At 72.6% G+C, this 18894-nt stretch carries 15 protein-coding genes; 12 read left to right on the top strand and 3 right to left on the bottom strand.

Features of this window, described 5'->3' with window-relative positions; translation table 11 throughout:
• Positions 1 to 59: 59 nt before the first annotated feature.
• The gene (locus AB0E05_RS02420; protein ID WP_361957442.1) at positions 60 to 575 is read left to right on the top strand and encodes a GNAT family N-acetyltransferase; all 516 of its coding nucleotides are present in this window, start codon (positions 60 to 62) and stop codon (positions 573 to 575) included.
• An 11-nt stretch (positions 576 to 586) separates the two neighbouring features.
• Here AB0E05_RS02420 and AB0E05_RS02415 read toward each other — a convergent pair whose 3' ends face one another.
• Positions 587 to 2029, bottom strand: a complete 1443-nt coding sequence (locus AB0E05_RS02415) for a helix-turn-helix domain-containing protein (protein ID WP_361957439.1) — start codon at positions 2027 to 2029, stop codon at positions 587 to 589.
• A 198-nt stretch (positions 2030 to 2227) separates the two neighbouring features.
• Here AB0E05_RS02415 and AB0E05_RS02410 point away from each other — a divergent pair, with 198 nt between their 5' ends.
• Entirely contained in the window at positions 2228 to 2818 is a 591-nt protein-coding gene (locus AB0E05_RS02410) for a hypothetical protein (RefSeq protein ID WP_361957436.1), read from the top strand.
• A gap of 52 nt (positions 2819 to 2870) precedes the next feature.
• Here AB0E05_RS02410 and AB0E05_RS02405 read toward each other — a convergent pair whose 3' ends face one another.
• Positions 2871 to 3440, bottom strand: coding sequence for an adenylosuccinate lyase (locus tag AB0E05_RS02405; RefSeq protein WP_361957433.1), 570 nt, complete (start codon positions 3438 to 3440; stop codon positions 2871 to 2873).
• Positions 3441 to 3861: 421 nt separating this feature from the next.
• Here AB0E05_RS02405 and AB0E05_RS02400 point away from each other — a divergent pair, with 421 nt between their 5' ends.
• From AB0E05_RS02400 to AB0E05_RS02355, 10 genes are all read left to right on the top strand, one after another.
• Entirely contained in the window at positions 3862 to 5655 is a 1794-nt protein-coding gene (locus tag AB0E05_RS02400; RefSeq protein WP_361957430.1) for a 3-hydroxyacyl-CoA dehydrogenase family protein, read from the top strand.
• An 83-nt stretch (positions 5656 to 5738) separates the two neighbouring features.
• Entirely contained in the window at positions 5739 to 6620 is an 882-nt protein-coding gene (locus tag AB0E05_RS02395; RefSeq protein WP_361957427.1) for a TetR family transcriptional regulator, read from the top strand.
• A gap of 476 nt (positions 6621 to 7096) precedes the next feature.
• Positions 7097 to 8467: a crotonyl-CoA carboxylase/reductase gene (gene ccrA / locus AB0E05_RS02390; RefSeq protein ID WP_361957424.1), complete on the top strand. Its 1371-nt coding sequence runs from the start codon at positions 7097 to 7099 to the stop codon at positions 8465 to 8467.
• Between the two features lie 22 nt (positions 8468 to 8489).
• The gene (locus AB0E05_RS02385; protein WP_361957421.1) at positions 8490 to 10502 is read left to right on the top strand and encodes a protein meaA; all 2013 of its coding nucleotides are present in this window, start codon (positions 8490 to 8492) and stop codon (positions 10500 to 10502) included.
• Positions 10499 to 11470, top strand: a complete 972-nt coding sequence (locus AB0E05_RS02380; protein WP_361957418.1) for a CoA ester lyase — start codon at positions 10499 to 10501, stop codon at positions 11468 to 11470. Before AB0E05_RS02385 ends, AB0E05_RS02380 begins: the two co-directional genes overlap by 4 nt.
• 5 nt (positions 11471 to 11475) lie before the next feature.
• On the top strand, positions 11476 to 11994 hold the full coding sequence (locus AB0E05_RS02375; RefSeq protein ID WP_361958127.1) for a MaoC family dehydratase: 519 nt from the start codon (positions 11476 to 11478) through the stop codon (positions 11992 to 11994).
• Positions 11991 to 13196, top strand: coding sequence for an acyl-CoA dehydrogenase family protein (locus AB0E05_RS02370; RefSeq protein WP_361957415.1), 1206 nt, complete (start codon positions 11991 to 11993; stop codon positions 13194 to 13196). Before AB0E05_RS02375 ends, AB0E05_RS02370 begins: the two co-directional genes overlap by 4 nt.
• Before the next feature lie 181 nt (positions 13197 to 13377).
• On the top strand, positions 13378 to 14037 hold the full coding sequence (locus tag AB0E05_RS02365; RefSeq protein ID WP_361957412.1) for a phosphatidylserine decarboxylase: 660 nt from the start codon (positions 13378 to 13380) through the stop codon (positions 14035 to 14037).
• Positions 14030 to 14884 carry a CDP-diacylglycerol--serine O-phosphatidyltransferase gene (gene pssA, locus AB0E05_RS02360; protein WP_361958124.1) on the top strand — a complete coding sequence of 285 codons (855 nt, stop codon included), beginning with the start codon at positions 14030 to 14032 and terminating at the stop codon, positions 14882 to 14884. Before AB0E05_RS02365 ends, pssA begins: the two co-directional genes overlap by 8 nt.
• A gap of 122 nt (positions 14885 to 15006) precedes the next feature.
• Positions 15007 to 16845: an AMP-binding protein gene (locus AB0E05_RS02355; RefSeq protein WP_361957409.1), complete on the top strand. Its 1839-nt coding sequence runs from the start codon at positions 15007 to 15009 to the stop codon at positions 16843 to 16845.
• Between the two features lie 337 nt (positions 16846 to 17182).
• Here the strand turns inward: AB0E05_RS02355 and AB0E05_RS02350 are convergent, their stop codons facing one another.
• Complete coding sequence (locus tag AB0E05_RS02350; RefSeq protein WP_361957406.1) at positions 17183 to 18889, bottom strand: GNAT family N-acetyltransferase; 1707 nt, start codon at positions 18887 to 18889, stop codon at positions 17183 to 17185.
• Between the last annotated feature and the right edge of the window lie 5 nt (positions 18890 to 18894).

The raw sequence follows: 18894 nt of genomic DNA, 5'->3' as shown, positions 1-18894 counted from the left end.
GCACAGGGGCCGCGGAAAATCGAAGGCCCGCCGGGGCGGGGTTCGCTGATCATGAGCCGATGGACATCCACATCAGGGAGATCACGACCGAGGACTGCACCGCCGTCGCGCTCGTGCGGGTACGGGGCTGGCAGCACGCCTACGCAGGGATGGTGCCGCAGCCCTATCTGGACGCGATGAGCGTGCCCGACGAGTCGACACAGCTGTACGAACGGGTCGTCGCCGGTCGGGGCACCGCGACCCATCTCGTCGCGGAGCGCGGCGGCACCGTCGTGGGCTGGGGCTGCACCGGCCCGGGCCGGGACGAGGACGTCCCGGCGGGCGAGAGCGAGCTGTACGCCCTGTACGTCATGCCGGAGCACCTGTCGACGGGCGTCGGCCGCGCGCTGCTGGCCGAACTCACCGCACGCGCGACGGCCTCGGAGGCCGACCGGATGCGGCTGTGGGTGCTCCGGGACAACGCGCCCGCCCGACGCTTCTACGAGAAGGCCGGCTTCGCCCCGGACGGCGGCGAGGGACAGTTCGAGATCGAGGGCACCACGGTCCGGGAGGTCCGCTACGCGCGCGACCTGTAGCGGGCCGTGCGTCACTCGGCCCACGGCAGCCAACGGCGCTTGGGGAAGTCGTACGCGTACACCGACGCGCCGCGCACGCCCGTCGTGCGGAACGGGCGTCCCCGGTCGTCGATGCGCGTGGTCCCGGAGCGGTCGCCGCTGCTCCACTCCAGCTCCAAGTACCACGTGCAGTCGCACCGGACGGCCCGGGCGTCCACCAGCAGGACCTCCGGGTCCCGCTGTGACACCGCGTAGGGGAACGCGACGGCCGGCAGGGGCGCGTTCCCGTCGTGTCCTGGCACCGAGCGGGCCACCGGCCGCGACCGGTCGAGGTCGACCTCGAACCTCCGGGGCGTCAGCGAACCCCCGCACCCCGTGTCCATCCGGTACACGTCGCCCCGCGGCACCGACGTGCCGCGCGCCTGGGTGCGCACCCGCAGCCCGTGCAGCACCACCGCCTGGTCGCTCTTGCCCTGCACGGTGATCCGCGCCAGGGTCTGCCCGCCGTGCAGCGCGCCGATCGCCCCGGCCCACTGGGCCGCTCCTTCCGCCGCGGGCGGCGGCGGTACGTCCGACGGGGCCCGGTCGATCAGATAGGCGTGGTCGCACCCGGCGTCCCACACGTGCTGGTTGACGTTCACGGTGAACGGGACGTCGTCGCTCCCGCGGGCACCACCACGGCCGCCCCCGCCGGCCGCGGACCCGCCGCCCTTCGACGGACCGGTCCGGGGGTCGGTCCGGGCAGCGCCGCCGCGGCCCGCCGCGACGGACACGGACGGCGCTGCCGAGGCGCCCGGGGGCGAGGAGGCGGACGGGCGCGGCCCGACCGGTGACGGGGACGCGGTGGTCCCGGCCCGGCCGTTCGGCTCGACCGCCTCGCTGCGGGTCCGGTCCGTGGCGGGCGCGGTGGGCTGTTCGAGGGTGCCGAGCAGGACGAGGCTCACCGCCAACACCAGGGCCGCGGAGCCCGCGTAGGCCGCGCGGCGCGTCACCCGTGACCGCTCGGGGCGACGGACGGGACCGGTCGCGAGCACGGCCGGGTCGGTGGGGTCGGACGGCGGTGCGGCAGTACGGGCGGGCGGCGGCACAAGCGGCGGTGCCGGTACGGGTTCAAGGTCTCGACCGCCCCGCGCCGCCGCGGCCTCCACCCGCAGCGTGCGCTCCGCGTCGGCCCGTACCCACGCACTGTGCAGGTCGACCAGCGCGTCGCCGGAGCAGCCGCAGAGCTTGGCGAGGCGCTCGACCGGGGCGAACTCCTGCGGGACCGTGGCACCGGAGCAGTAGCGGTGCAGGGTGGACGCGCTCACGCCCACCCGGCGCGCCAGCGAGCCGTAGCTGCGCCCGGAGCCCTCCCGCAGCTCGCGCAGTCGTCGGGCGAAGTCCCGTGCGTGTGCCGTGCGTTCCGCGTGTTCGGCGCAACCGGGCTCCTCCGTGCGCCCGGTGTCCGCCGCCCCCGGCTTCCCCGCTTCCCCCACGTCCCGCTCCCGTCCCCTCGAACGCCCCCGGGGCCCCGTTCCACCCCCTCACGTCCTCCCACGTCACCGGGGGTGGAACGGTTCCATGGCGCCAGGGCGGGGTGGAACGCTTGTCGCCGCCCGGGCAGGTGCGGAAGCTGGTGAGCGCTCCACCCGATCCACCCACCCGCCGTCCGCCACCGAACAACGGGGACCACCATGAAGTTGCTCCGCACCGCCGCCCTGACCACCGCGGCGCTCGGGCTCACCCTGACGTCGATGTCCTGGGCCACCGCCGCGCCCGTGCCGAAGTTCCTCGCCGCCGCCGAGATGCCGGCCGCGCTCACCCCGTGGACGGCGGGCCCCGCGACGTCGGGCCTGCCGGCGGACTTCTGCACCGGCACCACCGCGCCGCAGGGCAGCAGCAAGCACCGCCTGTACGCCACCGAACTGGACACCAACGGGCGCCAGACCATCACCGTCGCCGCCAGCGAGGCGAAGGCGAAGGTGCTCGTCACCCGGCTGCGCGCGGCCATCGAGAGCTGCTTCGACCGGATGAAGCAGGAGAACCCGAACGTGGACGGCGAGGCGCTGTACTACGGCGAGTTGCCCGTCGAGGGGGGCGCGCACGTGTACGGCATCGACAGCTTCGACCCGGTGGGCGGCTCGAACGACGTCGCGCTCTACTCCGTGGGACGGGACGGCCGGACCGTGACGGTCGTGGCCTGGGGCCAGTTGGGCGACCTCGACGACGCCTCGCTGAACGGCTTCCAGCAGGCCACCCGGACCGCGGTGACCAAGCTGTACTAGCCGTACCGGGTCGCGTGCGGTCCCTGCGCCTCGCGTAGGGACCGCAGGCACGTCAGCGCGCCAGTCGGGCCAGGGCCGCCTCCGCCGCCGCGGTGAGCCGGGGATGCGCCCGGGCCGCGGTCAGCACCTCGCGGCCCCGCTCGTCGCCGAGCGCCCCCAGCCCCTCCACGCACGCCAGCGCCAGTCGCCAGTACGGATCCCCGGGGCCGAGCCTGCGCCTGAGCACGGTGATCAGCGCCGGTACGGACTCGGGCGCCCTGAGCCGGATCAGCAGCCGGGCCGGCACCAGGGCGTAGGCGACCCGCAGTTCGTTCGTGGCGAGCGCCGCCGCGGCCCGCGGCGTCCGCGGGTCGGCCAGCCGGTACAGCGCGTGCGCCGCGGAGACGCAGCGCTCGGGGTCGCGGTGGTTGAGCAGCAGCACCAGCGTCTCGAAGGCCCTGCGGTCACCGGCGCAGCCGAGCCGGAAGGCGGCCAGCTCCCGCGCCCAGAGCGGGCGTTGGTGTTCCGTGAGGACGCCCGCGAGCTCCTCCTCGTCCTCCGTCACGAGCAGTCGCTCGTACTCCGTCGAGCCCCCCGACTCGGCCCGCAGCCGTCGGGCCAGCGACCGTAACTCGTCGTCCATGACGATCAGCGTATCGACGCCCCGCAACGCCGCGGGCCGGTACCGCGACCCAGATCACACCGAAGGGGCAGGACCGAGGTCTGGCGCGCTCATTACCCGCGAGTTAATCTCAGGTGAGCGGGCAACCCCCGCCCCCCGTACGGAAAGCACCGCGCTCCGTACGGGTGCACGAAGCCGCGACGGCCTGGTGACGCAGCCGTCGCGCGTGCCGTCGGTTCGGCGAACAACGACGCGTGGAGTCGGTCGCGCGTTCCTGCGGCGGGATCTCGGGACAGCGCCCGCCGCCTCCTCCAGCACCATGCTCCGCTCCACGACGGGCAGCACCTGCCGTCGCCCGGTGCGCGGCCCTTGTACGAGGCCCGCGCCTCGCGCGCCCGCGCTCCCCCGTCGTCACTCGTCGTCACTCTCCCTGGAGTTCCCCATGGGCACCCCTCTCCGCTCCATCGCCGTCGTCGGCCTCGGCACCATGGGCACCGGCATCGCCGACGTGCTCCTGCGGGCCGGCCGCGAGGTGGTCGGCATCGACGTCAGCGAATCCGCCGCGCGGCGGGCCGTCGCCGCCCTCGCCGCCTCCACCGCGCGCGCCGTGGCGCGCGGGCACCTCTCTGAGGCCGAACGCCGCGCAGCGCTCGGCCGCTTCCGCACCTCGGTCGACCTGCGCTCGGCGGCCGGCGCCGACCTGGTGATCGAGGTGGTCACCGAGGAGTACGAGACCAAGCGGCGGGTCTTCGCGGAGCTGGACGACGTCGTCCGCCCCACCGCGATCCTGGCCACCGGGACGAACGCGCTCTCCGTGACCCGGCTGGCGGCCGAGTCGCGCCATCCGGAGCGGGTGCTCGGGATGCACTTCTTCAACCCCGCGCCCGCGATGAAGCTGGTCGAGGTGGTCTCCTCGGTGCTGACGTCGCCGGCGGCCGTCGCCGCGGTCACCGAACTCGCCCGCGCGCTGGGCAAGGAGCCGGTGGCGGTGGGCGACCGGCCCGGCTTCGTCGCCGACGGGCTGCTGTTCGGCTACCTCAACCAGGCGGCGGCGATGTACGAGTCCAGGTACGCCTCCCGCGAGGACATCGACGCGGCCATGCGGCTGGGCTGCGGACTGCCCATGGGGCCGCTCGCGCTGCTGGACCTGATCGGCATCGACACCGCCCGCACCGTCCTGGACGCCATGTACGCCGACTCCCACGACCGGCTGCACGCGCCCGCGCCGATCCTGCGCCAGCTCAGCGACGCCGGGTTGACGGGCCGGAAGGCGGGCCGCGGCTTCTATGCGTACGCCTCTCCCGGCAGCGCCGAGACCGTGCCGGACGCGTGGACCCCGGCCCCGACGACCTGGCCGCCCGCCGGGGCCGGCACCCCGCGCGAGGTCCGTTCGGTGGGCGTCGCCGGCTCCGGGACGATGGCCTCCGGCATCGCCGAGGTGTTCGCCAAGGCCGGTTACCCGGTGGTCATCGCGGCGCGATCACCCGAGAAGGCCGAGGCCGCCACGGCGCGGATCGCGGCCTCCCTCGCCCGCTCCGTCGGCCGGGGCCGGCTCACCGCCGCGGCCCGGGACGCGGCGCTCGCCGGGATCGTGCCCGCGGGGTCCCTCGACGCCTTCGCCGACGTCGACCTGGCGCTGGAAGCGGTCGCGGAGGACCTGGAGGTCAAGCGGCAGCTCTTCGGCACGCTCGACAAGGTCTGCAAGCCGGGCGCGGTGCTGGCCACCACCACCTCGTCGCTGCCCGTGGTGGCCTGCGCCCGGGCGACCTCCCGCCCGCAGGACGTGATCGGGATGCACTTCTTCAACCCGGCGCCCGCCATGAAGCTGGTCGAGGTGGTCCGTACGGTCCTGACCGCGGACGACGTCCACGCGACGGTCCGCGCCGTGACCGCCACGCTCAAGAAGCACCCGGTGGACTGCGGCGACCGCGCCGGCTTCATCGTGAACGCGCTGCTGTTCCCGTACCTGAACAACGCGGTCAAGATGGTCGAGCAGCACTACGCGACCGTTGACGAGATCGACGCGGCGATCAAGCTGGGCGGCGGCTACCCGATGGGCCCCTTCGAGCTGCTGGACGTCGTGGGGCTCGACGTGTCGCTGGCGATCGAGAAGGTGCTGCACCGGGAGTTCCGCGACCCGGGGCTGGCCCCGGCGCCACTGCTGGAACACCTCGTCGCCGCCGGCTGCCTGGGCCGCAAGACGGGGCGCGGTTTCCGTGAGCACGTCAGCCGCTGACCGCCGGCGCGGAGGGCGTCCGCGGGGCCCGCAGGCGCTCCCCGCGGGCGCGCTCTCCTGCACGGATGCAGTACTTTCAGGGCATGGCCCAGCCCGCTGATCCCCGTCGTCGAACGTCCCGACCGCAGACCTCCCCGGACGCCCCGGAGAGCGCCGCCGGCACCCGCGCGGCAGCCCAGCGCCTCAAGATGCGCCGCGAACTCGCGGCGGCGGCGATGGAACTGTTCGCGACCAAGGGGTACGAGGAGACGACCGTCGACGAGATCGCGGCGGCGGCCGGAGTGGCCCGACGGACCTTCTTCCGGCACTTCCGCTCCAAGGAAGAGGCGATCTTCCCGGACCACGACGACACCCTGGTGCGCGCGGAGGCCGTGCTGAACGCGGCGCCCCCGCACGAGCACCCGCTGGACACGGTGTGCCGGGGCATCAAGGAGGTCATGCGGATGTACGCGGCCTCCCCCGCGGTCTCCGTGGAGCGCTACCGCCTCACCCGCGAGGTGCCGACGCTCAGGGAGCGGGAGATCGCCTCGGTGGCGCGGTACGAGCGGCTGTTCACCCGCTATCTGCTGGGCCACTTCGACGAGCGGGACCACCACGACGGCAACGACGACCCGCTGCTGGCGGAGGTCGCCGCGTCCGCGGTGGTCACCGCGCACAACCACGTGCTGCGGCGCTGGCTGCGGGCCGGCGGCAAGGGCGACGTCGAGTCCCAGCTCGACCACGCCTTCGCGATCGTCCGCGACACCTTCGGCTCCGGGATCGCCGCGGGCCGCGCCCCGGCCGCGGTCGAGACGACCGTGCTGACCTCGACGGCGGCCCCGCTCGCGCCCGCCGGTGCGAACGGGAAGGACCCGCACGAGGTGGTGGTCGCGGTGGCGCGGACGGACGCGCCGCTGGACGACGTGATGCGGACGATCGAACGCGCCCTCCAGAACCGGGGTGCCACCCGCTCCGACCGCGACTGACCCCGCCCGGTCCGGACCCGCCGCACCTGAGGCAATCCCCCGACGTCTCGCGCCTCTTGACGCTCGGCCATCCCTTTCCTGCGCTCCGCACCGTTGGCTCCACGCACCACGACGGCCGCCCCGGCCAGCCCGGGGCGGCCGTCGCGCGTCCGCTCATCAGTGCCGCACGGCTGACAGCCGAGCGAAAATCATGGCACGCAGTGTCTTGTCACCTGGCACGGCGTGCCATACGGTGAAGTCGTCCGGGCGGCCGGCGCTCGGGAACCCCACGCACGCCGGCTGTCCCCGCGAACGATCGCGTTCATGCGTCCGGACGCCTGCGTCACAGGCTCCCGACCGCGCCCACCAGCGCAGTCGAACCAGCACCACCCGCCGAACCGACGGCACACCTCCACAGCAGCAGCACCGCCCCCTCACCCTCTCTTCGGGGGGATCCGGAGACGATCCCCCCGACGCGCTTCGCCGGAGGCAACACCGTGAAGGAAATCCTGGACGCGATCCAGTCGGCCGACGCCACGCCGGCGGACTTCGCCGCACTGCCCCTGCCCGAGTCCTACCGCGCGGTCACCGTGCACAAGGACGAGGCCGAGATGTTCGCCGGCCTGGAGAGCAGGGAGAAGGACCCGCGCAAGTCGCTCCACGTGGAGGACGTCGCGGTCCCCGAACTCGGCCCCGGCGAAGCCCTGGTGGCCGTGATGGCCTCCTCCGTGAACTACAACTCCGTGTGGACCTCGATCTTCGAGCCGCTGTCCACCTTCTCCTTCCTGGAGCGCTACGGCCGCCTCAGCGAACTCACCCGGCGCCACGACCTGCCGTACCACGTCATCGGCTCCGACCTCGCGGGCGTCGTGCTGCGCTGCGGCCCCGGGGTGAACGCCTGGCGGCCCGGCGACGAGGTGGTGGCGCACTGCCTGTCCGTGGAGCTGGAGTCCAGCGACGGCCACAACGACACCATGCTCGACCCCGAGCAGCGGATCTGGGGCTTCGAGACCAACTTCGGCGGACTCGCCGAGATCGCGCTCGTCAAGTCCAACCAGCTGATGCCCAAGCCGGCCCATCTGAGCTGGGAGGAGGCCGCGGCGCCGGGCCTGGTGAACTCCACCGCGTACCGCCAGCTCGTCTCCCGCAACGGCGCCCAGCTCAAGCAGGGCGACAACGTGCTGGTCTGGGGGGCGTCCGGCGGGCTCGGCTCGTACGCCACCCAGTTCGCCCTCGCCGGCGGCGCCACCCCCATCTGCGTCGTCTCCTCCCCGGAGAAGGCGGAGATCTGCCGGTCGATGGGCGCGGAGCTGATCATCGACCGCAACGCCGAGGGCTACCGCTTCTGGACGGACGAGGGCGTGCAGGACCAGCGCGAGTGGAAGCGGTTCGGCAAGCAGATCCGGGAACTCACCGGCGGCGAGGACGTCGACATCGTCTTCGAGCACCCGGGCCGGGAGACCTTCGGCGCGAGCGTGTACGTCACCCGCAAGGGCGGCACCATCGTCACCTGCGCCTCGACCTCCGGCTACACCCACGAGTACGACAACCGCTACCTGTGGATGTCGCTGAAGCGGATCATCGGGTCGCACTTCGCGAACTACCGGGAGGCGTGGGAGGCCAACCGGCTGGTCGCCAAGGGCAAGATCCACCCCACGCTCTCCCGGGTGTACCCGCTGGCGGAGACCGGCCAGGCCGCGTACGACGTCCACCGCAACCTCCACCAGGGCAAGGTCGGCGTCCTGGCCCTCGCCCCGCGCGAGGGGCTCGGCGTCCGCGACCCCGAACTGCGCGCCCGTCACCTCGACGCCATCAACCGGTTCCGCACCGCACCCGCCGGGTCGACCGCACACCACAGCGCCGCGTGACGAAAGGGTTGGGGACACCTCGATGACCGAACGCCACAAGGACCGGCCGTGGCTGATGCGCACCTACGCTGGCCACTCCACCGCCGAGGCGTCCAACGCGCTCTACCGGCGCAACCTCGCCAAGGGCCAGACGGGCCTGTCGGTCGCGTTCGACCTGCCCACCCAGACCGGGTACGACCCCGACCACGTCCTGGCCCGCGGCGAGGTCGGCCGGGTCGGCGTCCCCGTCGCCCACCTCGGCGACATGCGGCGACTGCTGGCGGACATCCCGCTGGAGCAGATGAACACCTCGATGACGATCAACGCCACCGCGATGTGGCTGCTGGCGCTCTACCAGGTCGTCGCCGAGGAGCAGGGCACCGACGTCGCCGCGCTCCAGGGCACCACGCAGAACGACATCGTCAAGGAGTACCTGTCGCGCGGGACGCACGTCTTCCCGCCCGGCCCGTCGCTGCGGCTGACCACGGACATGATCGCGTACACCGTGCACCACATCCCCAAGTGGAACCCGATCAACATCTGTAGCTACCACCTCCAGGAGGCCGGGGCCACGCCCGTCCAGGAGATCAGCTACGCCATGGCCACCGCCGTCGCCGTGCTGGACGCGGTCTTCGACTCCGGCCAGGTGCCGGCCGAGCGCCGCGGCGAGGTGGTGGCCCGGATCTCGTTCTTCGTGAACGCGGGCGTCCGCTTCGTCGAGGAGATGTGCAAGATGCGCGCCTTCGGCCGCATCTGGGACCGGATCACCCGGGAGCGGTACGGCGTGGGGGACCCCAAGCAGCGCCGCTTCCGCTACGGCGTCCAGGTCAACTCCCTCGGGCTGACCGAGGCCCAGCCGGAGAACAACGTCCAGCGGATCGTCCTGGAGATGCTGGCGGTCACCCTCTCCAAGGACGCCCGGGCCCGGGCCGTACAGCTCCCGGCCTGGAACGAGGCGCTGGGCCTGCCGCGACCCTGGGACCAGCAGTGGTCGCTGCGCATCCAGCAGGTGCTCGCCTACGAGTCCGACCTGCTGGAGTACGACGACATCTTTGCCGGCTCCCACGTCGTCGAGGCCAAGGTGGACGCGCTGGTCGAGCAGTGCCTGGCCGAGATGGGGCGCATCGAGGAGATGGGCGGCGCGATGGCCGCCGTCGAGTCCGGCTACCTCAAGTCGCAGCTGGTGGCCTCGCACGCCGAGCGGCGCGCCCGGATCGAGGCGGGCGAGGAGAAGATCGTCGGGGTGAACGTCTTCGAGACCACCGAGGACAATCCGCTCACCGCCGACCTGGACACCGCGATCATGACGGTCGACCCGGCGAACGAGGCCCGGGTGGTCGCGGCCCTGCACGCCTGGCGCGAGGGCCGGCACGAGCCGCGCGCCGTCGAGGCCCTGGCGGCGCTGAAGAAGGCGGCGGCCGGCACGGACAACCTGATGCCCGCGACGCTGGAGTGCGCCCGCGCCGGCGTCACCACCGGCGAGTGGGCCTGGGCGCTGCGCGACGTCTTCGGCGAGTTCCGGGCCCCGACCGGGGTCTCCGGCGCACCGGTCGCCGTCGCCGCGGCGCCCGGCACGCCGCTGGCGCTGGTGCGCAGCAAGGCGGCGCACACCGCCCGGGAGCTGGGCGTGGGCCGGCTGCGGCTCCTGGTGGGCAAGCCGGGCCTGGACGGGCACTCGAACGGTGCCGAGCAGATCGCCGTACGTGCGCGGGACGCCGGCTTCGAGGTGGTGTACCAGGGCATCCGGCTCACCCCGGAGCAGATCGTTGTGGCCGCGCTCGCCGAGGACGTGCACTGCGTCGGGCTCTCCATCCTCTCCGGCTCGCACGCCGAGCTGGTTCCCGACGTGCTGGCGCGGCTGCGTGCGGCGGGCGCCGGCGACGTCCCGGTGGTCGTCGGCGGGATCATCCCGAGCGCCGACGCCGCCGATCTGCGGGCGGCCGGCGTGGCCGCCGTCTTCACCCCGAAGGACTTCGGCATCACCGAGATCATCGGTCGTATCGTCGACGAGATCCGCACCGCGAACGAGCTCGACCCCCTGGAGGTCCCCGCATGACCCGCCCGTCCACCGACCGTCCGCTCCGTCCGCGCCGCTCCTGCCTGGCGGTGCCCGGATCGAACCCGCGCTTCCTGGAGAAGGCCCAGGGCCTCGCCGCCGACCAGGTGTTCCTGGACCTGGAGGACGCGTGCGCGCCGCTCGCGAAGCCCGAGGCGCGGCACACGATCGTGAAGTACCTGAACGAGGGCGAGTGGGGCGCCAAGACCCGGGTGGTGCGCGTCAACGACTGGACCACGGAGTGGACCTATCGCGACGTGGTGACCGTCGTCGAGGGCGCGGGCCCCAACCTGGACTGCATCATGCTGCCCAAGGTGCAGGACGCCCAGCAGGTCGTCGCCCTGGACCTGCTGCTGACCCAGATCGAGAAGACCATGGGCTTCGAGGTCGGCCGGATCGGCATCGAGGCGCAGATCGAGAACGCCCGCGGTCTGGTGAACGTGGACGCGATCGCCGCCGCCTCGCCCCGGCTGGAGACGATCGTCTTCGGCCCGGCGGACTTCATGGCGTCGATCAACATGAAGTCGCTGGTGGTGGGCGAGCAGCCGCCCGGCTATCCGGCGGACGCGTACCACTACATCCTGATGCGGATCCTGATGGCCGCCCGGATGCACGACCTCCAGGCGATCGACGGCCCCTACCTCCAGATCCGGAACGTGGACGGCTTCCGCGAGGTGGCGGGCCGGGCGGCGGCGCTCGGCTACGACGGCAAGTGGGTGCTGCACCCGGGCCAGGTCGAGGCGGCGAACGAGGTGTTCTCGCCCTCGCAGGAGGACTACGACCACGCCGAGCTGATCCTGGACGCCTACGAGCACTACACCTCGGAGGCGGGCGGAAGGAAGGGCTCGGCGATGCTCGGCGACGAGATGATCGACGAGGCCAGCCGCAAGATGGCGCTGGTGATCTCCGGCAAGGGCCGGGCCGCCGGCATGACCCGTACCAGCACCTTCACACCCCCTAAGGCGTGATCACCATGCAGTTCGGCCGCACCTTCGAGGAGTTCGAGGTCGGCGCCGTGTACAAGCACTGGCCCGGCAAGACGGTCACCGAGTACGACGACCACCTCTTCTGTCTGCTGACCATGAACCACCACCCGCTCCACCTCGACGCGCACTACGCGGAGCAGGCCACCGACTTCGGCCGCAACGTCGTCGTCGGGAACTACGTGTACTCGCTGCTGCTCGGGATGTCGGTGCCCGACGTGTCGGGGAAGGCCATCGCCAATCTGGAGGTCGAGTCGCTCAGGCACGTGGCGCCGACCTTCCACGGCGACACGATCTACGGGGAGACCACGGTCCTGGCCAAGACCCCGTCGAAGTCGAAGGCGGACCGCGGGATCGTGCAGGTGGAGACCCGCGGCCACAAGCAGGACGGCACCCTCGTCTGCGTCTTCCGCCGCAAGGTGATGGTGCCGACCGAGGCGTACGTCAAGGAGCGCGGCGGGGAGCAGGCCGGCCGCCCCGAGGTCAAGGAGCAGGGGGAGCAGGGATGACGCGACTCGCCCAGACGCACGGGCTCACCGACGTCCAGCAGGAGATCCTGTCGACGGTCCGTGGCTTCGTCGACAAGGAGATCCTGCCGGTCGCGACCGAGCTGGAGCACCGCGACGAGTACCCGACGCAGATCGTGGAGGGTCTGAAGGAGCTCGGGCTGTTCGGGCTGATGATCCCGGAGGAGTACGGCGGACTGGGCGAGTCCCTGCTCACGTACGCCCTGTGCGTCGAGGAGCTGTCGCGGGGCTGGATGTCGGTCTCCGGCATCGTGAACACCCACTTCATCGTCGCGTACATGCTCAAGCAGCACGGCACGCAGGAGCAGAAGGACGCCTATCTGCCGCGGATGGCGCTGGGCGAGGTGCGCGGCGCCTTCTCCATGTCGGAGCCGGCGCTCGGCTCGGACGTGTCGGCGATCACGTCCAAGGCGGTCCGGGACGGCGACGAGTACGTGCTGACCGGCCAGAAGATGTGGCTCACCAACGGGGGCACGTCGTCCCTGGTGGCGGTGTTGGTCCGCAGTGACGAGGGCCAGCCGCAGGACGCCCCGCCGCACCGGTCGATGACGACCTTCCTGATCGAGAAGGAGCCCGGCTTCGGCGAGGTCCGCCCCGGTCTGACCATCCCGGGGAAGATCGACAAGATGGGGTACAAGGGCGTCGACACCACCGAGATGATCATGGACGGGCTGCGACTGCCGGCCGGCCAGGTCCTCGGCGGCACCACGGGCCGCGGCTTCTACCAGATGATGGACGGCGTCGAGGTCGGGCGGGTGAACGTCGCCGCCCGCGGCTGCGGGGTCGCCCGGCGCGCCTTCGAGCTGGGGATCTCCTACGCCCAGCAGCGGCACACCTTCGGCCGGCCGATCGCCGAGCACCAGGCCATCCAGTTCAAGCTGGCGGAGATGGCTACCAAGGTGGAGGCGGCCCATGCGATGATGGTGAACGCTGCACGCAAAAAGGACTCCGGGGAGCGAAACGACCTGGAGGCAGGGATGGCGAAGTACCTGGCGTCGGAGTACTGCAAGGAGGTCGTCGAGGACGCGTTCCGTATCCACGGCGGTTACGGCTTCTCCAAGGAGTACGAGATCGAGCGGCTGTACCGTGAGGCACCCATGTTGCTGATCGGTGAAGGCACCGCCGAAATCCAGAAAATGATCATTGGTCGTCGGTTGCTGGAGGAGTACCGACTCCAGGGATGAATGTCGCGTTCCAGGGGATTTGCCCCCGTCGGTGGCGCGAAGTAGGTCACATCCCGCCATCAGCTTCCCGCCGCCGACTGGGCTGCTGGCTTTCCCAGTTGCTCCTCGCAACCGCTAGCATCGGCCGGAAAGCCGCCGTCCCCCTTACCCGCGCGGCATTCATCCGCTACGAAGGTCATCCATGCCCCACAGCCAAACCTCTGCACCCCGTGACGGCGCCCCCAAGGGACGCCTCGTTGCCCGCGGAGCATCGCCGTGGCTTCTGCCGACCGTCGCCACCGCAGCCCTCAGCCTGGCCCGTGCGCGACGCTCCCGGAGCGCCGCGATCGTCGCCGTGCCCGCCACCGCGCTGGCGGCGGGCATGCTGTGGTTCTTCCGCGACCCCGAGCGTGAGATCGCCGAGGGCCGTGTGATCTCGCCCGCCGACGGCGTGGTGCAGAGCATCATGCCGTGGAAGGACGGCCGCACCCGCGTCGCGATCTTCATGAGCCCGTTGAACGTCCACGTCAACCGCGCCCCGCTGGCGGGCACGGTGACCTCCGTGGAGCACGTCCCCGGCGGCTTCGTGCCGGCGTTCAACAAGGAGAGCGAGCACAACGAGCGCGTCGTCTGGCACTTCGACACCGAACTCGGCGACATCGAGATGATCCAGATCGCCGGCACCGTCGCCCGGCGCATCGTGCCGTACGTCCCCGAGGGCACCAAGGTCGAGCAGGGCGAGCGGATCGGCCTGATCCGCTTCGGCTCCCGCGTCGACGTCTATCTGCCCGAGGGCATCGAGGTCGCGGTCGAAGTCGGTCAGACCACGACGGCGGGGGTGACTCGCCTTGACCGTGGTTGATCCCGACACACAGAGCGGCTGGGCTGCCGAAGCCGATGCGGACGCCGACGGGGACACGGAGGAGATGCCCCTGTCGCTGCGCCTGTCGATAGCGGACACCCTCACCCTCGGCAACGCGACGTGCGGATTCATGGCGGTGTACTTCACCACCACCGGAATCCTCATCCCGCACCTCCAGGGCAGCGGGGAGTCCGGCATGGCGCGGCACAGCGCCGCGACGGCCGTGATCCTGATGCTGCTCGCCGCGATCTTCGACCTCTTCGACGGGCTCGTGGCGCGCAAGCTCCGCAGCTCGCCGATGGGCGCCGAGCTGGACAACCTCTCGGACCTGATCAGCTTCGGCCTCGCGCCCGCGTACTTCGTGCTGGTCTACGGGATGGTGGCGGACGATGCCCACCAGAAGGTCTCGGCGGTGGCCGCGATCGTGGTGCTGTTGGCGGTGGTGCTGCGGCTTGCGAGATTCTCCTGCGTGACGATGAAGGACGGCATGTTCCAGGGCATGCCGAGCCCCTTCGGGGCGCTGACGGTGGTCTCCATCGTCCTGCTGGAGCTGCCGTTCATCCCGACCCTGCTGGCGATCGTCGGCACGGCCTGGCTGATGGTGAGCCGGGTCGAGTACCCCAAGCCGCGGGGCGTCCTCGCGGTGGCGATGCTCGGCTGGATCGTCTCCGCGATGGGGCTGCTGGCGGCCTGGGCGTTCGACGCGCCCGGCGGGCTGCTGCTGCTCCAGACCGGCTGTGCGCTCCAGGTGGTGCTGGGCGCGGTGATCCCGCTCTTCGCCACCGCGCGGCGGGTGAACACCTTCCGCTACAACCGCCGGGAGGCGCGGGCGGCCCAGCTGCCCTGATCCACCGCTGTCGCCGGCCCCACCGGGCCGCGCGGAAGCCTTCGTAGCCGATGCAAGGGCCCGGGTGCACCAAGCGCCCGGGCCCTCGTCATGCGCGCCCGCTTCTGGGACCATCGGCTGTCATGTCAGGGGGAAAACTTCACCAGCTCTTCGAAGGGCGGGTGCGGGAGGGGCAGGACCGCACCGCCGTCGTCACCGACCGCGTCGAGCTGACCTACGGGCAGCTCGACGCCCGGGCCAACCGGCTGGCCCACCACCTTCTCGACGTCGCGCACCTGGAGCCGGGGGACCTGGTCGCGATCCGTACGCTGCGCGCGCCCGACGTGCTCGTGGCGGCTCTCGCGGTGCTCAAGGCCGGGGGCGTCTTCGCCGTCGCGTCGCCCAGCAGACCCGAGCCGAAGGCCCTGACCGGGGCCCGTGCCGTGATCAGCAACCTGGTCCACTCGGGCCGGCTCACCGACCTGCCGGACAAGCCGCTGATCCTGCTCGACGGCCATGCGGCGGCGATCGAGGAACAGCCCGCGGTCCCGGTCGACGCGCCCGTAGGGGACGGAGCGTCGCTGCTCTTCACCGCGGGAACCAGCGGCAAGCCCAAGGCGGTGGCGGTCGGGCACACCCGCTTGACCGCCGCGTACGAAGCCTGCTCGGAGGTCTTCGGGCTGCGGCCGGACGACCGGGTGCTGGTCACCGGCCGCAGCGACACGCTCGCGTTCGCCGCGGGCTGGCTGCGCACCCTCTGCGCCGGGGCGACGCTGGTGCTCACCACGAGGGTGCCGTACACCGTCGCGGACACCGATCCCGCGACGGCCGCGGCTCTGCTCGCCGGCCCCCGGGTCGAGGGGCTGCGGCTGGTGGCAGTCGGCGGCGAACGGCTCCGGCTCGACGAGCACCTGCGCCTGGAACGCGCTCTCGCGCCCGGCGCGCGGCTGATCAGCGTGTACGGCACGGCGGAGGTCGCCGGCTGCGGAACCTGGTTCGAGACCGACCAGCTCCCCGGGCCGACGGTCCACCCCGAGCGGCACGTCTTCCTGGGCCAGCCCTTCACCGGGGTCCGCACGAAGATCCACGGCAAGCACATATGGCTGACGCCGCCGGACGGCGGGGACGCAGTGCCCACCGGTGACCTCGGACAGCGGCACGGCACGGGGCCGCTGGAGTACCTGGGCCGGATGGCCGACCGCTTCCGGCACGACGGTCGCCAGCTCAACCCGTATCTGATCGAGGCACGGCTCGCGACACACCCGAAGGTACGGGACGCGCTGGTCAAACGGTCGCAGCACGGTTCGCTGATCGCCTACGTCGTCCCGACGGCGCAGCAGTCGGCACCGCAGTTGGAGGCCGTACGGGCCCATCTGCGCGGCATGGGCCCGGCGACCGAGCTGCCCAGCGCCGTCATCAGCCTCACCGCGCTGCCGCGCACCTCGGCGGGCAAGCTGGACCGCGACGGGCTGGTCCTTCCGGCAGAACAGCACGCCGAAGAGACGACACGGCACAGCGGCAAGGGCGGGCCGGTGACGGCCAGCGACGTCCTGCGGACGGTCGGGGGGCTGATGGCCTTCGTCTCCTTCTTCGCCTCCCTCATCCTCACGGACGTCTTCTGGCCCGGCTCCACGGACCTGTCGATCGTGCCGAGCCCCTGGGCGGGCTTCTTCCGCGGCCTGTACTTCGCGGAGCACCTGGCCTTCGCGGCGGGCGTCGGCTTCCTGTTCGCCGGCCCCACCCTGATGCCCCGCACCGGCGCACCCCGCGCGTTGACGGCGGCGGCGCACCTGTCGATCGTCTATCTGCTGGCGTCCTGGTGGCCGCAGGACAACTTCTACCGCCTGGCGGCGAAACAGGACTGGGAGCGCCAGGCGGCGCTGGTCTACGCCTTCAACGTCCCGCTGATGCTGGCGGCGGCGGTGGTGGCGCTGTGGGCGGCGGTCCTGGGCGCGTCGTCCCGCGCGGACGAAGGGCGGTGACGTCGCGGCGCCCCGCGGAAGGCGTGCGCCCTGCCGGTGCCGGCCCGGCCCCGGGCCACTGGTCGTATCCGCCGTTTCCCTGCGGGGCGTTGGCCTCTGCGGACCGCGGATGGTTCTCGCGCAGTTCCCCGCGCCCCTGACATGCTCGCCATCCCCGCGGGCATAGGGCAGACGACTGAGCGCGAGGTCCCGCACACGGCCTGCGGTTGAGGGACGAGCGCAGCACAACAGGGGCGCGGGGAACTGCGCGACCAGCCATCCACGGTCCGCAGAGGCCAACGTCCCCGAAGGGAAACGGCGGATACGTCAGGGGTCCGGGGGGGGCGCTCACCCCGGCTCAGCGGAAGGCCCGCGCGAGCGACGCGCAGGACGTCTGCGTCAAGGACACCGCCGCGTCCAGGCGCGGCAGCGTGTGCGCCGCGAGGGCCACGCCGACGTACGGCTCCGGGTCGTACGCCGCGGAGGGGATCGTCGGGATCAGCACCGCGTCCACCCCGGCGCAGCGCTCCGTCAGCTCGGTGAGGAACGCGAGCAGTTCGCCGTCCGGCAGCCGTGCGCCGAGGTCGACGCGGTCGACGCAGCGCACCAGGTGGTCGCCGCCGCGGGTCTCGTCCAGGCGGAGTTTGAGCATGAAGGCGACGGACGGGCCGGTGAGCCGCAGGTTCGTCTCGACCGGGGCGAGCAGGTCGTCGTCCCCGGTCACGAAGTCCACGTCGAACCAGCCGCGGTACCCGTCCGCCGCCAGTGCGCGCCCCACCGCGCGGCCGAAGCGCAGGGCCGGCTCCGTGATGCGCTCCGGTACGGCACCGGGGCCGACGGTCGCGCCGCGGTACGCCGTGCCGTCGGGGGCGCCCATGTCCATGCTCGCCACGCCGACGTCGTGGACGGCGCCCCGGGCGTCGACGAGGCCGTCGTACGTGGGGTGGGTGCCGTCCCCGGAGACGTACTCCTCGACGAGGAGCGGGCCGCGCGGGAGGGAGAGTGCCCGGACGCGGCCGGTGGCGATCCGGGTGCCGGAGCCGCCCGCGCCGTGCGCGGTCTTGACGACCGTACGGGCGCCGATGCGGGCGCGCGCCGCGATCAGCCGGGCCGCGGCGCGGCGGGTGGGGGCGGGCCAGCGGTCGGGGACGCGGATGCCGGGGTGGTCGGGGGCGAGCCGCCGGAAGAGGGCGCCTGACTCCTCCTTGGACTCGTACCGCAGCGCCTCGGTGGGCAGTCGACGGCCGGAGAGCCGGGCCGCGGCGTCCGTGTGTCCCCAGGCGACGAGGGGCCGGTCGCGCCAGCGCTCCCCGAGGCCGCCCTGGGCGAGGAGCGCGGCCTCGTCGAGCCGGTCGTACACCTCGACCCGGGCCCAGCGCAGCTGTCGGGCGACCAGGTCGATCCAGCCGGCGGGGATGCGCGCGGGGAGCGCGACGGCGACGGGGTGGGGGCTGGCGAAGGCGGCGAGGCAGGCGTAGTGGTCCGCCGCCGGGAAGCGGCCGGGAGAAGCGGCGGGCCGCGGGCGTCGATCGGCCCCGGTGAACTGCGACTGGAACTCGGCGACGTTCCCCAGGTGGACCGCGCGCCGTCCGTCCGCCCACGCCCGGGCCCAGGGCGGCCGGGGCGGCAGGTCGACCGCGAGGCGGGGCAGCGCCCCGCCCGCGTCCGGCAGCAGGCGGGCGCCGAGCGCCCGGTAGAACCCGACGGCGTGCGGATCCGCGTCGACGCTCAGTGCGGTGAAGCCGAGGGCCCGGGCGTCCTCCAGGACGTGTGCGTACAGCGCCCTGCCGATGCCGCGCCCGATCGCCTCGGGGGCGACGAAGAGCAGTCCGAGCGCGCCGTGCGGCGGCTCGCCCTCCAGCGAGGCCACGGCGAGGAGCGCGCCGTCGTCCCCCTCCGCGACGACGATCCGGCGCGGTCGGACGTCCGCCGCGGTGACGGTCAGCTCCGGCCGGCACGCGGCGAGGAACGCCGCGTCGTACCCCCAGTGCGCCTTGGACCGCAGGACCAGGTCGGTGACGGCGTGCGCTTCGGCTTCGGTCGGCTGGGCCTCGCGTATCCACACGCGCG

This window comes from Streptomyces sp. NPDC048057, from assembly GCF_040653095.1.
GTDB lineage: Bacteria > Actinomycetota > Actinomycetes > Streptomycetales > Streptomycetaceae > Streptomyces.
Note: the sequence above shows the minus strand (reverse complement) of the source record. Positions and strands in the feature narration are given on the sequence as shown.

Bases quoted from the DNA above. Each gene is read 5' to 3' on its own strand.
- AB0E05_RS02420 (WP_361957442.1), top strand. From the start codon at position 60: ATGGACATCCACATCAGGGAGATCACGACCGAGGACTGCACCGCCGTC.
- AB0E05_RS02410 (WP_361957436.1), top strand. From the start codon at position 2,228: ATGAAGTTGCTCCGCACCGCCGCCCTGACCACCGCGGCGCTCGGGCTC.
- AB0E05_RS02405 (WP_361957433.1), bottom strand. From the start codon at position 3,440: ATGGACGACGAGTTACGGTCGCTGGCCCGACGGCTGCGGGCCGAGTCG.
- AB0E05_RS02400 (WP_361957430.1), top strand. From the start codon at position 3,862: ATGGGCACCCCTCTCCGCTCCATCGCCGTCGTCGGCCTCGGCACCATG.
- AB0E05_RS02395 (WP_361957427.1), top strand. From the start codon at position 5,739: ATGGCCCAGCCCGCTGATCCCCGTCGTCGAACGTCCCGACCGCAGACC.
- AB0E05_RS02385 (WP_361957421.1), top strand. From the start codon at position 8,490: ATGACCGAACGCCACAAGGACCGGCCGTGGCTGATGCGCACCTACGCT.
- AB0E05_RS02380 (WP_361957418.1), top strand. From the start codon at position 10,499: ATGACCCGCCCGTCCACCGACCGTCCGCTCCGTCCGCGCCGCTCCTGC.
- AB0E05_RS02375 (WP_361958127.1), top strand. From the start codon at position 11,476: ATGCAGTTCGGCCGCACCTTCGAGGAGTTCGAGGTCGGCGCCGTGTAC.
- AB0E05_RS02370 (WP_361957415.1), top strand. From the start codon at position 11,991: ATGACGCGACTCGCCCAGACGCACGGGCTCACCGACGTCCAGCAGGAG.
- AB0E05_RS02365 (WP_361957412.1), top strand. From the start codon at position 13,378: ATGCCCCACAGCCAAACCTCTGCACCCCGTGACGGCGCCCCCAAGGGA.
- AB0E05_RS02355 (WP_361957409.1), top strand. From the start codon at position 15,007: ATGTCAGGGGGAAAACTTCACCAGCTCTTCGAAGGGCGGGTGCGGGAG.